Below are 12,611 nucleotides of genomic sequence, written 5' to 3'. Positions count from 1 at the left end.
TATTGCACTGAACAGTGGTGACTGTTCACATTACAGTTAAATTTCTAATCTGTTTCAGTTTTACTAATCTCAAAGTAGCTACTTAAGGTTATTTCGCTATTCACAACCGTTGAGCAATTCACCGCCAAAATTGTTAATACAATGTAACACACTGAGAAATAACACGGATTCTTTTGCGTAGCTTTTGATCATTCGTTGAATTAACACACAAGCTACTTTTTGTTCAACCGATCAATTTCGATCAACACTTCCGATCACAAAACAACACCTAACCACCTGTTTAAATTAGATAAATACCAACATCGGTAACAATGTGATGATGATCATACCTATAGTGATCGCGTACAACATTCCCAACTTGGCAAGCTATCAACATAGTTATCCACAGATTTAGTGGATAACTAACGCTAGACCATATTTGGCGCGATGTTGTGACTCGTTTAAAAAAAAAGACGTAAGTGGTGACTAACCTTTTACTACGTAGGTACAGGTTACAGATTTATTAAAGACTGTACATAATACCAGTATCAAAGCTTTTTTTTATTCTATTTTGTTATAGTAGAAACATCATGCGAGATATAAAAAGAGTAGGCACTTAAATGGTATTCACTATTGGTCACATTATCCTTTTACAAGCGAAAGTGAGTGAGTTGCGTACATATTAACCATCACTTTTGTCTTTTTGATGACAAATTGAGCACAAAAGCGCTAAAAAGCTATTTTTTGCGCAGTCAGCACAATTATTTCATTTATGTTGTTGACAGCAACTAACTACCTCTTTAATATTCGCCTCCGTTGAAGCACAGGTCCCCCTTAGCTCAGTTGGTTAGAGCGACGGACTGTTAATCCGCAGGTCCCCCGTTCGAGTCGGGGAGGGGGAGCCAACTTCAGCAACAACTTAGGTGTCGATTCCCCCTTAGCTCAGTTGGTTAGAGCGACGGACTGTTAATCCGCAGGTCCCCCGTTCGAGTCGGGGAGGGGGAGCCACTTAGTTGGCTCTACGCTTTCTCATAGCTACATATCTCTATCTCCCCTTATATTTATCGTTTTTAATTAAATATCCCTAATTCAATCAAGTTGTTAATCCCGTACTAAAAAGGGATAATAGCGGCATATTTCTTTTTTTTAATTCGCGGGATTTTGCCTACATATAAAAACAGTAGTGTTTCCCCGTTAAATTCCTTGAGGGAATTGCGTAATTCATGACTGAATTTTTACTATTATTGATTGGTACAGTACTGGTAAATAACTTCGTTTTGGTGAAGTTTCTTGGTTTGTGCCCTTTCATGGGAGTCTCTAGTAAGCTCGAAACGGCTATGGGTATGTCTATGGCAACCACATTTGTGCTTACCCTCGCCTCTGCATCCAGTTACCTTGTGGAAACTTATTTACTCGCCCCTTTGGGCATAGGCTACTTACGTACGCTTGCTTTTATTCTGGTGATTGCCGTTGTCGTGCAGTTTACAGAGATGGTCGTGCATAAAACCAGTCCTACGCTTTACCGACTACTCGGTATTTTCCTGCCACTTATTACCACTAACTGTGCCGTATTGGGTGTAGCGCTTCTAAACTTAACTGAGCAGCACAATTTTATAGAGAGCCTCATTTACGGGTTTGGCGCCGCGGTTGGTTTTTCATTAGTACTCATACTTTTTGCGGCAATGCGAGAAAGGTTAGCAGCCGCTGATGTTCCTACCCCATTTAAAGGAGCTTCAATAGCAATGATAACAGCAGGATTAATGTCATTGGCGTTTATGGGATTCAGTGGGTTGGTGAAATTCTAATGACAGTATCTACAGCAATCATTTTTGCCGTAATTGCAATCGGTGTTTTAGCGCTCGGCTTTGGTCTAGTTTTAGGATACGCCAGCATTCGCTTTAAAGTTGAGGGAGACCCTCTCGTTGAACAAATTGACGCTGTTCTTCCCCAAACTCAGTGTGGTCAGTGTGGTTACCCCGGATGTAAACCTTATGCGGAAGCTATCGCTAATGGCGACGATATCAATAAATGCCCCCCAGGTGGCGAGGCTACAATTAAAAAGTTAGCTGATTTAATGGGCGTAGAGCCTAAACCTCTTGATGCAGCGCATGGCGAAGAAGATGTAAAAAAAGTCGCGTTTATTCGCGAGGATGAATGCATTGGGTGCACTAAATGTATTCAAGCTTGTCCTGTTGACGCTATTTTAGGGGCAGCTAAACACATGCACACGGTCATTACCGATGAATGTACTGGTTGCGATCTGTGCGTAGACCCCTGCCCTGTTGACTGTATTGATATGGTTCCTATCGTTCAAACCACGTCTACGTGGAAATGGGATTTTTCGTCATCTCCCAAAGGTGATATCCCAGTGAAAATGGTATCGTAATTGTGATGTATCCAAGTTTTGATTCAATTATAGAAAACCTGAACTCTGGGAAAATGTACACGTTTCCTGGCGGTGTACACCCGGATGACAAGAAGGCACTTTCCAATACAACACCAATAAAGCAGCCTTCTCTACCGGCCTTGTTGGTGATACCACTTCGTCAGCACATCGGCTCAGACGGAATTTGTTGCGTAGAAGTTGGCGACCACGTACTAAAAGGGCAAGTATTGTCACAGAGTTCATCGCCATTTTCTGTTCCCGTGCATGCGCCCACCTCTGGAGAAGTAGTGGCTATTGCGCCTCATGTCGTAGCTCACCCCAGCGGCTTGACCGAGATGTGTGTCAGCATTAAACCCGATGGCAGAGATACATGGTGCGACCTTTCTCCTCTTTCAAATTATACAGAAGTAGAGAAAGGCAAAATTATTGAAATGATTTGCCAAGCGGGTATTTCCGGAATGGGCGGCGCAGGCTTTCCTACGCACATCAAAACGTCGACGTCGAAGCCTGTTGAGTTCCTTATTCTAAATGGCATTGAGTGCGAGCCATACATCACCTCTGACGATCGGCTGATGCGCGAATTTGCATGGCAGATAAGACAAGGACTCGATATTCTTACGCACCTCATAGGTCCTAAAGCCGTCGTAGTTGCCATTGAAGACAATAAACCAGAAGCATTTGAAGCACTGAATATTGCCTGTGAGGACAAAAAGGAATACCGCGTAGTCAGCGTAGAAACCAAATATCCTGCTGGCGGTGAAAAACAGTTAATTCAGGTATTAACCGGGCGAGAAGTACCGAGAAACGGGTTACCCGCAGATGTTGGGGTGATGATGTTTAATGTGGGCACTTGCTTCGCCATTGCAGACGCAATTTTAAATGGTAAGCCACTGATTGAACGCGTAGTTACTGTTACCGGTGAAGCTGTTGAGTCGCCGTGTAATTTTAAAGCACTATTAGGTACACCGGTCTCTCACCTACTAAACGAAGCGCAATATAACCCGAAAAAACAGACAGCTCCCAAGGTTATTATGGGCGGTCCTATGATGGGCTTTACCCTGTCAGATGCCACCATTCCAGTGGTAAAAACGACGAACTGTTTGCTGGTCCCAAGTAAAAAAGAGCTTGTTGATGACAATGCAGAGCGCCCATGTATTCGATGCAGCGCGTGCGCCGACGCGTGCCCGGCTTCTTTGCTACCGCAACAAATGTTTTGGCATGCGAAAGCTAAAGAGTACGACAAAGCTGAAGAATACGACTTATTTGATTGTATCGAATGTGGGGCTTGTGCATACGTGTGCCCCAGTGAAATTCCTCTTGTGCACTACTATCGCCAAGCTAAAGCCGAAATTCGCTTGCAGCGAGATGAGAAAAACAAAGCAGAGAAAGCGAAACAACGTTTTGAAGCGCGCAAAGAACGTTTAGAGCGCGAAAAACGCGAGCGAGAAGAAAAACACAGAAAGGCTAAAGAGGCACGATTAGCCGCTAACAAAGCCAAAGAGCAACGTGTAACTGGCGAAGCGCCATCAGAATCTTCCACCAACGAAGCAAAAGACAAGGTCGCTGCGGCGCTAGCAAGAGCGAAAGCAAAGAAAGCCGCACTGCAAGCGCAAACAAACGATTCTCAGACAGCGCCGGCAGACGCAGCTCAAGATGACAAAAAGGCTCAAGTTGCCGCTGCTATCGCCAGAGCAAAAGCAAAGAAAGCAGCTAAAGCTAGCGATGCCAATGTGCCGACTCATGATTCTGATGATAACAGCTCAAGTACTATGGAAGTACAAAGCACTGAACAAGATGATAAGAAAGCCAAAATCGCTGCGGCTATCGCTAGAGCTAAAGCCAAAAAAGCATCACAAGCAAGCGCTGAACAACCTGCTGTATCTGAAAACGTGCTGACCGATAACACAGCAACAAGTGATGCAACAGATAGCGCATCAGCGCAAGATGAGAAAAAAGCAAGAATTGCTGCCGCGGTGGCGAAAGCCAAAGCGAAAAAGGCGGCACAAGAACAAACTAATGCTCGTCACGATGCCCCTGATGCTAATGGCGCAGACAGCGAAGTTGACGAGAAGAAAGCACGAATAGCAGCAGCAGTAGCAAAGGCAAAAGCAAAGAAAGCCGCTCAGCAAATGGGGAGTGAATCAGCAGTTCAGGCTTCAGACTCATCTGAGCAACTCGACGCTGATGCTCAAACGTCAATATCCAGTAGCGCCTCCACATCACCTAGCGCACCTGCTGATGAGAAAAAGGCTCGCATTGCGGCGGCTGTTGCAAAAGCGAAGGCAAAAAAAGCGGCTGCAGAAAGAGAGAATGAATCCTGATGAAGTTAAGTCTATCAAGCTCACCGCACCAAAGGGTTAAGCGCGATACAGGACAAGTAATGCGCATGGTTGTTTATGCGATGATCCCAGGCATAGTCGCGCAAGCATATTATTTTGGCTGGGGCGTGCTAATTCAAGCAATACTTGCGGTAGCAAGTGCTCTGGTCATCGAAGGAATAATTCTTTTTGTTAGAAAGCGTCCTATTGAGCGCACATTAACGGATTACAGTGCAGTATTAACTGCATTGCTTATTGCGATAAGTATCCCCCCAACGTTGCCATGGTGGATGACGGTAATAGGCGTATTTTTTGCTATCGCGGTAGCTAAACAATTATACGGCGGTTTGGGGTTTAATATTTTCAACCCAGCTATGGTGGCTTATGTGGTGTTGTTAATATCATTCCCTGGTGCGATGAGTTTGTGGCTACCCCCCACTACTCACGCGGCAATTACGCCAACATTTCTTGATTCCTTTTCGCTGATTTTTTCTGGATTTACCACCAGCGGATACGATGTAACTCAGTTAAAAACAATTGCTGATGGCGTAACTATGGCAACGCCGCTTGATACATTGAAAACCAACCTTACTCAAGGTGTTACCTATAGCGAATCGTTGTCGAACCCCATATTCGACGGTGGCATTTTTGAAGCAGCAGGTGCCGGCTGGGGCGTAGTAAGTGCGGCTTACCTTTTAGGTGGTCTCTTCTTGTGGAAAACGAAAGTGATCAATTGGCACATCCCTGGCGGCATGCTAATTAGCGTGTTGATTTGTGCCTCGCTACTACACCTTTTAGATGCCGATTATTACGCTTCACCAATTTTTCATTTGTTCAATGGCGCCGTCATGGTGGGAGCGTTTTTCATCGCTACCGATCCCGTGTCAGCCTCTACCACGCCAAAGGGACGTATTATCTTTGGTGCCGCTATTGGTTTTTGGGTTGTTATTATCCGCACATTTGGCGGCTATCCTGACGCTGTTGCCTTTGCCGTCATTATCATGAACATGGCCGTACCATTAATCGACTACTACACTCGCCCCCGCGTATACGGCAAAAATGTCGGACAACGTCGAGGTAAGCAGTCATGATGAAAGAGAGCTTAGCCAAGAATGGGCTTATGTTAGGTGCTTTCGCTGTTGTTACCACGGCGTTGATTGCACTTACTTTTTTTGGCACGCAAGAAAAGATTGATCAGCAAAAGCAACAGAAATTACTCAGCGTATTAAACGAAGTCGTACCCCGTGAGTTTCATGACAATGCTCTTTACGCAAACTGCACCGAAGTGAATGCAGATGAACTAGGTGGTAAGAAGACCCATAAAGTGTATCGCGCCTTACTTAATAACCAGCCAAGCGCGCTAGTGTTGGAAGCCACAGCCCCCGATGGCTATAGTGGCGATATCGATATTTTGGTGGGTGTTTCTTTAGGTGACACTAGCCTAGATGAGCGTAGCGCAACACAAATAAACAGCAATGAGCTTACTGTATTGGGGGTTCGCGTTATCGAGCATAAGGAAACGCCAGGTCTAGGTGATAAAATCGAACTTGCGGTTAGCGATTGGATAATGTCATTTAGCTTAAAGCCCTTCTCTAGCGACAACCTTTCAATTTGGAAGGTAAAAAAAGATGGCGGTGAATTTGATCAGTTTACTGGCGCAACCATAACACCAAGAGCAGTGGTGGGTGCTGTGCGCGAAACACTACTTTATGTGGAAGCGAATAAGAACGCACTTTTTGCAGCACCAAACCTATGTAAAGGCGTAGGTACTGTTGAGGCAAAAAAGATGGCTGACGTGAACGACGTCCAATCTCAACATGTGGAGGCGCTATAATATGACTGATTTTCGTGATCTTTCTCTACAAGGACTTTGGAAAAACAACCCGGCATTAGTGCAATTGCTTGGCCTTTGCCCACTATTAGCGGTGACAGCCACTTTTATTAATGGGTTGGGCCTTGGCATTGCTACCATGTTAGTACTCATCGGTAGCAACGTAACTGTATCCTTGGTTCGAAATGTAGTACGAAACGAGATCCGCATCCCCGTTTTTGTGATGATCATTGCTGCATTCGTCACCATTGTTCAGCTGCTTATGAACGCCTACACGTACGATCTCTATTTGGCGCTGGGTATCTTTATCCCGCTCATAGTGACTAACTGCGCCATTATAGGTCGTGCGGAAGCCTTTGCGTCTAAAAATGGTCCTCTAGCCTCGGCGTATGACGGTCTTATGATGGGACTGGGTTTTACCGCCGTGCTGGTTGTGTTAGGCGGCATGCGAGAAGTTTTAGGTGCAGGCACATTGCTCGTTGGTGCAGATCGCCTGTTTGGCCCAATTGCCCGAAACTGGACGATTACACTTTTTGAAACCGAGAATCCATTCTTACTTGCGGTTTTGCCCCCTGGTGCTTTTTTGGGAATGGGACTACTGATTGCAATAAAAAATAGCATAGACGCAAAACTAGCAGCACAACATAAAGCACCAATGGTTAAGGCCGAACGCGTGCGTGTTACAGCTGAGAGCTAGCGCCTCTTTTACTCAAGAAAAAGTAGATAGAAATGACTGAAGTAGTTACGCCAACAAAGCCAATTTCAAAACAAGAAAAAGTAAAAGAAATAATGCGTATTCTGGATGAACTCTATCCAGAAACTCCCATTTTTTTAGATCATAAAGACCCCTATACGTTGCTTATCGCGGTTCTTCTATCAGCGCAGTGCACCGACGAAAGGGTTAACCAGATTACGCCAAAACTTTTTGCTCGTGCAGATAACCCATTTGATATGGTGATGCTGAGTATCGAAGAAATTCAAGACATTATTCGTCCGTGTGGCTTATCGCCAATGAAGTCTAAAGGCATCTGGCACTTATCAGACATGATAATTAAACTGCACAATGGCGTTGTTCCGGCAGATTTTGAAGCGCTAGAGGCCATGCCAGCAGTTGGCCATAAAACTGCGGCAGTGGTTATGTCACAGGGCTTTGGTATTCCAGCATTTCCGGTGGATACGCATATACATCGATTAATGTATCGATGGGGGCTGTCAAATGGTAAAAGTGTCGAGCAGACCGAACGCGATGCCAAACGCTTATTCCCTAAAGAGAGATGGAACGACCTTCATCTTCAAATTATCCTTTATGGAAGAGAGTACTGCCCTGCCCGCGGATTCGACTTAAACAAATGCATCATCACACGAGAATTCGGTAGAAAGAGCTTTATTAACGAAGTGCTAAAAGAACAAGAGAAAAAGCAAAAAATAGCACTTAAGAAAAAGCGCAAGTAATACCATAAACTAAAAAGGAGCCGAACGGCTCCTTTTTGCATTTTGCTAATTGTCAATTCTGTGGACTAAAGAGTTTGAACTCATATGCCCTTGAGGAATGCTCTGTTGCTATCACAATTCCATTACTTTCATTGACGCCACCTTCATATTCAAACGGGAATACGCCATAGGCGAGAAGCCCATTGTATTCAAAGTTCTCAAAACAAGAATCTACCTGAATGGTTATATCAAACAGCCCATTAACGTTTGCTATGGGCTCGACATGGCCAGAATATACACAGCCTACAGTGTTAGAGCCACTAAGAAGACCGTCGCTGTCGATGGCAAAAGAGCGCATATATGAACTATCTGAAAATGATTGCGAATAATTACCTGCAATATCTTCAAGGGTAACTTCATCCTGTGACGCTATTCTTGAAGCGGAAAATTCAATCGTGTCATTAAATCCAACTCCTTCTAGCGTATCACCTTTGGCACTTGCTTGTAACGGCCCATTTCGCGTCATACCATCTTTAGGATAGTACATCACATCATCGGAAGTAACACCGTCTGTACTCAATGTACCATTGGTGATGAACATGTTACCCGACCCAGATGCATATAATATGGCCGTGCCATCAGGCGAAACGGCGATCACAACGCTTTCTTGCTCATCTTCAAAGGTTGTAGCTTGCCCAAACCAAACGCCAATCACCGAGTTAGTATCTTCGATGTCATTGTTGTCATTACTATCGCTACACGCACTTAAAAATAAAGTACTTAGCGTAACTGAAGCAATAATTGTAGACCTAAAAAGCACATTGCTATTCAACGTCGCTTTTTTAAATAGAGAATTGAGACTTTTCTTCATTTTACATTTCCTTGTAGTCAATCTTCCTTTATTCGAACGTTACCACCAATCTCCTCAGATGGATAGATGAACTTTGCGATAAATGAACAACTTAGCATCTTCGATTACCTCGAAAGCCTTCAACGAATTCGCTATGATGAAACGCATAGGCTTGCCTATGGCAAATAAAATAAAAATACCCACCTCGGAGAACACATGTCTCGATTGAATTCTGTCGCTAAAAATTTAGCGTTTGGTGCATTGGTAAGCGCTTGTAGTTTCGGCGTATTTGCTGATAGCTCACCCATTACCGATAAACAAAAGAAGAATGCAGAAATGCTAATTCAGAAGGCCTTAGAAAGTGACTTAGGCTATAAGATTGTAGAGTCTCTCACGACTGAAATAGGTCCTCGCTTAGGCGGCTCTGAAGCAGAAAAACGCGCAAGAGACTGGGGCGTGGTTGTTGGTAAGCGTCTTGGGTTTGATAACGTGAGCATTGAAGAATTCACTATGCCGTTCTGGGATAGAGGTCACCTACACATATCGCTAACTTCACCTTATGCACAGCCGCTTTATGGCACAGCGCTGGGTGGCGCGGCGCCTTCTGACGAAGAAATTAATGCCGATGTCGTGTACTTTCGCGATATTCATGCATTAACCGATGTAAAAGCGGGTGCACTTAAAGGTAAGATCGCCTTTGTTGACGGCGACGCCATGGTGAAAAGTCAAACCGGTGCAGGCTATTCCCAAGCCAATCAACGTCGTCGTATAGGTTGGCAGCATGCTCAGCGTGGTGGTGCGCAAGCGTTGGTAGTGCGCTCTGTAGGCTCTGACTCCCATCGCTTTCCTCATTCTGGCATGATGAGCTCTGACAACGATAAATGGGCTGACATTCCCGTTATTGCTATTTCAAACCCTGATGCCGATCATCTTCGCAGACTCCACAACCTTGGGAAACCGCTGTCACTTTCACTACACTCTGAATCAAAATGGAAAGGTGATGTGAGCAGTGGCAATGTAGTACTTGATCTCATAGGCAGTGAGAAGCCAGAGGAAATCATTCTCATTGGGGGGCATCTAGACAGTTGGGACTTAGGAACCGGTGCTGTTGATGATGGCGCAGGTATTGCTATTACAACTGCCGCGGCAGCATTAATTGCATCATTACCAGAGCGTCCTAAACGTACCATTCGCGTGGTAATGTTTGGTGCAGAAGAAGTGGGGCTTTTAGGTGCGTTTGCCTATGCCAAGCAGCACGAAAACAACTTAGCTAACCATGTATTAGCTACCGAGTCTGATTTTGGAGCACAAACAATTTGGCAAATCGTCTCTAACGTAAACCCAGAAGCTACTGCACTTGTAGATGAAATAGCTAAAATTCTATCGCCACTGGGTATCGTACGTGGAGGGTCAGATATCGCTGGCGGTGGCCCGGATATTATCCCGCTTGCCGCAAAAGGTGTGCCTACAATCAGATTGAATCAAAATGGCCATGATTACTTTGACCTGCACCACACACCAGATGACACATTAGACAAAATAAACCCTAATGAGCTGGCACAAAATATTGCGGCTTATGCAGCTAGCATTTATTTGTTAGCAGACACAGACGTTGAATTAAAGCGAGATTAACGGGTTACTGGATAATACTCTTTAGGATAGCGAGCGTTGCAGCAATTTGTCCAAAAACGCTCGTCTATCGCTTTTGTTGCTAAACTCAACGCGCTTCATGTTACCGACTTCGCGATAAGCAATACTATTTTTATGTACGGAAATATCAGAGATGGTATTACAAAGTTGGGGAGGTGTTATTGAAGATAGTATAAGAAATACTCCTTTTATTATTTTTATAAATATTCTTTCGTCCTTTTTTTGACTTAAAAATCATAACGTCATAAGCAAGCCCTTTGAAAAGACTTGCTCATGAAAGCAGTTACTTAGCGTACTACTACGTTTGCTGCTTGTGGGCCTTTTTGGCCTTGTTCTACTTCAAAGCTAACTGACTGACCTTCAGCAAGTGTCTTGAAACCTTCAGAAGCAATTGAACGGAAATGTACGAAAACATCTTTTCCGCCATTATCTTGTGTTAGGAAGCCGTAGCCTTTTTCTTCGTTGAACCACTTAACTGTACCGTTTACAGAATTAGACATAATAAAAACCTTTTAAAATTGATGTTGTGGTGAAATCTCACCGTAAGGCCATAGACATAACCAAACTAATAAAGTGATGTATTTCTGTAAATTAAACTTCAATTTGAAGGAATAACGAGAGGTACAGCGCAGTAATAGGAAAAGCATAAAACATATCTAAAGCGGCGAGGAGAATACAGCCTTCTTTAAGCAAAGTCCAACGGTTTGTCGTTTATTTTTTATTCACCTATCTTGAACAGTTTTCGCCGTACTTCACTGAATACGTATGTTTGTGGGGATTTCAAGCTAAGTACGCTAATTTTAAGTCACTGATTTTTTTGTGGAGTAATGTAATGTCAGATCGTTATGAATTGAAAAATAAAACGGCCATTGTTACCGGTGGTGGCAAAGGATTGGGAAAGACTATTGTTGCGCATTTATTAGCACAAGGAATGAAAGTTGCTATTTGCGGGCGAACAGAGAAAACGATTACCGAAACCGTTGCGCATTTTGATAGTCAATATCCTGGGAGAATCTTTGGCGATGTCTGTGACGTTGCCAACAGTGGAGCAGTCTCGCGCTTCGTAAAAGCCGTCCACGCCGAATTTGGTGACGTTCACGTACTGATAAATAATAGCGGGTTTGGCAAAGAAACGCGTATTTGGGAAACCAGTGAATCAGACTGGGATGAAGTGATGAACACCAACATCAAAGGCACTTTCTTAATGTGCAAGGCAGTTGTTGTAAACATGATAGAAAATAAAGAAGGATATATACTTAATATAGCCTCGCAAGCCGCGTTGAATGGCTATGCTAACGCAGGCGTATACTGCGCATCTAAATTCGCTATGGTTGGTTTGGGAAAGGCACTTCAAGAAGAAGTCCGCGAGTTTGGTATTCATGTACACTCCCTAAATCCCGCACTTATACAGTCGCAGAAATCTGACAGCGACGACATCGACCAAGGGTTAATTCAAAACGAAGACTTAGGTGAAATGGTTGTTTACTTACTATCACAACCACGTCGCTTGAAAATTGACAATATTGGGCTGTGGGGCTTTTAGTAAAGCCTCTTGTATAGTCAGTAGTGTCTTAAAGCGTTAACATTTCTCTTTTATCATTATGCGTTATGCCTTTGTTGAGCATTGCCAGTGTTAAGGCGGTTAGCGCGTATTGATAGGTATTAATGGGTATTGTTTGAAAACATCATTGAGAGAATAAAATGAGAATGTTACATACCATGCTTCGAGTTAAAAACTTAGAAGCGTCACTTCACTTTTACACCCAATTAATGGGTATGCGCCTACTTCGCCAGTCTGAAAACAAAGAGTATGAATATACACTGGCCTTTGTGGGCTATGGCGATGAAGCCAATAACACAGTCCTTGAACTCACCTACAATTGGGGGGAGAACAGCTATGACAAAGGTAATGCATACGGGCACATCGCTATTGAGGTTGACGACATATACGCATTTTGTCAGTCATTAGAAGCTAATGGTGCTGAAGTATACCGTAAGCCCGGTCCAGTAAAAGGTGGAACCACGGTTATCGCGTTTGTTCGAGACCCAGACGGCTACGCCATTGAGTTAATTCAAAACAAAGCGCGTTAAGCGCTTTGTAATGCTTTTTGCTCACGACAATAAATCAAAAGGGAGTTTGAGCCTGTGCTATCACTTTTATCACCC

At 43.9% G+C, this 12,611-nt stretch carries 12 protein-coding genes and 2 tRNA genes; 12 read left to right on the top strand and 2 right to left on the bottom strand.

Annotated elements, in window-relative coordinates:
* The first annotated feature begins 807 nt into the window (after positions 1-807).
* The 9 genes from OZ660_RS06055 (at position 808) to OZ660_RS06015 (ending at position 7,966) form a co-directional block, all read left to right on the top strand.
* A tRNA-Asn gene (locus tag OZ660_RS06055) sits at positions 808-884 on the top strand.
* Positions 885-910: 26 nt separating this feature from the next.
* Positions 911-987 (top strand) — tRNA-Asn (locus tag OZ660_RS06050).
* Between the two features lie 215 nt (positions 988-1,202).
* Positions 1,203-1,784, top strand: coding sequence for an electron transport complex subunit RsxA (rsxA, locus tag OZ660_RS06045; RefSeq protein WP_202264427.1), 582 nt, complete (start codon positions 1,203-1,205; stop codon positions 1,782-1,784).
* The gene (gene rsxB, locus OZ660_RS06040) at positions 1,784-2,365 is read left to right on the top strand and encodes an electron transport complex subunit RsxB (protein ID WP_202264426.1); all 582 of its coding nucleotides are present in this window, start codon (positions 1,784-1,786) and stop codon (positions 2,363-2,365) included. Before rsxA ends, rsxB begins: the two co-directional genes overlap by 1 nt.
* Positions 2,366-2,370: 5 nt before the next feature.
* Positions 2,371-4,686: an electron transport complex subunit RsxC gene (rsxC, locus tag OZ660_RS06035; protein ID WP_274743433.1), complete on the top strand. Its 2,316-nt coding sequence runs from the start codon at positions 2,371-2,373 to the stop codon at positions 4,684-4,686.
* Positions 4,686-5,774: an electron transport complex subunit RsxD gene (gene rsxD / locus OZ660_RS06030; RefSeq protein ID WP_274742890.1), complete on the top strand. Its 1,089-nt coding sequence runs from the start codon at positions 4,686-4,688 to the stop codon at positions 5,772-5,774. Before rsxC ends, rsxD begins: the two co-directional genes overlap by 1 nt.
* Positions 5,771-6,517 carry an electron transport complex subunit RsxG gene (gene rsxG, locus OZ660_RS06025; RefSeq protein ID WP_274742889.1) on the top strand — a complete coding sequence of 249 codons (747 nt, stop codon included), beginning with the start codon at positions 5,771-5,773 and terminating at the stop codon, positions 6,515-6,517. The genes rsxD and rsxG overlap by 4 nt, the downstream gene beginning before the upstream one ends.
* Position 6,518: 1 nt before the next feature.
* Positions 6,519-7,211 (top strand): electron transport complex subunit E, encoded by a 693-nt coding sequence (locus OZ660_RS06020; RefSeq protein ID WP_274742888.1) that lies wholly within the window; start codon positions 6,519-6,521, stop codon positions 7,209-7,211.
* A 32-nt stretch (positions 7,212-7,243) separates the two neighbouring features.
* Positions 7,244-7,966: an endonuclease III domain-containing protein gene (locus OZ660_RS06015; RefSeq protein ID WP_274742887.1), complete on the top strand. Its 723-nt coding sequence runs from the start codon at positions 7,244-7,246 to the stop codon at positions 7,964-7,966.
* A gap of 52 nt (positions 7,967-8,018) precedes the next feature.
* Here the strand turns inward: OZ660_RS06015 and OZ660_RS06010 are convergent, their stop codons facing one another.
* Entirely contained in the window at positions 8,019-8,816 is a 798-nt protein-coding gene (locus OZ660_RS06010) for a hypothetical protein (protein WP_274742886.1), read from the bottom strand.
* Between the two features lie 195 nt (positions 8,817-9,011).
* On the opposite strand from OZ660_RS06010, the gene OZ660_RS06005 reads away from it, so the two are divergent.
* Entirely contained in the window at positions 9,012-10,427 is a 1,416-nt protein-coding gene (locus OZ660_RS06005; protein WP_274742885.1) for a M20/M25/M40 family metallo-hydrolase, read from the top strand.
* A 305-nt stretch (positions 10,428-10,732) separates the two neighbouring features.
* On the opposite strand, the gene cspE is transcribed toward OZ660_RS06005, so the two are convergent.
* On the bottom strand, positions 10,733-10,945 hold the full coding sequence (gene cspE / locus OZ660_RS06000) for a transcription antiterminator/RNA stability regulator CspE (protein WP_159623236.1): 213 nt from the start codon (positions 10,943-10,945) through the stop codon (positions 10,733-10,735).
* Between the two features lie 332 nt (positions 10,946-11,277).
* On the opposite strand from cspE, the gene OZ660_RS05995 reads away from it, so the two are divergent.
* Positions 11,278-11,988 carry an SDR family oxidoreductase gene (locus tag OZ660_RS05995; RefSeq protein ID WP_274742884.1) on the top strand — a complete coding sequence of 237 codons (711 nt, stop codon included), beginning with the start codon at positions 11,278-11,280 and terminating at the stop codon, positions 11,986-11,988.
* A gap of 158 nt (positions 11,989-12,146) precedes the next feature.
* Positions 12,147-12,536, top strand: a complete 390-nt coding sequence (gene gloA, locus OZ660_RS05990; protein ID WP_274742883.1) for a lactoylglutathione lyase — start codon at positions 12,147-12,149, stop codon at positions 12,534-12,536.
* Positions 12,537-12,611: the final 75 nt, after the last annotated feature.

Source organism: Alteromonas sp. 009811495 (genome assembly GCF_028865455.1).
GTDB lineage: Bacteria > Pseudomonadota > Gammaproteobacteria > Enterobacterales > Alteromonadaceae > Alteromonas.
The sequence above is the reverse complement of the archived record's forward strand: the minus strand, read 5'-3'. Positions and strand labels throughout refer to the sequence as shown.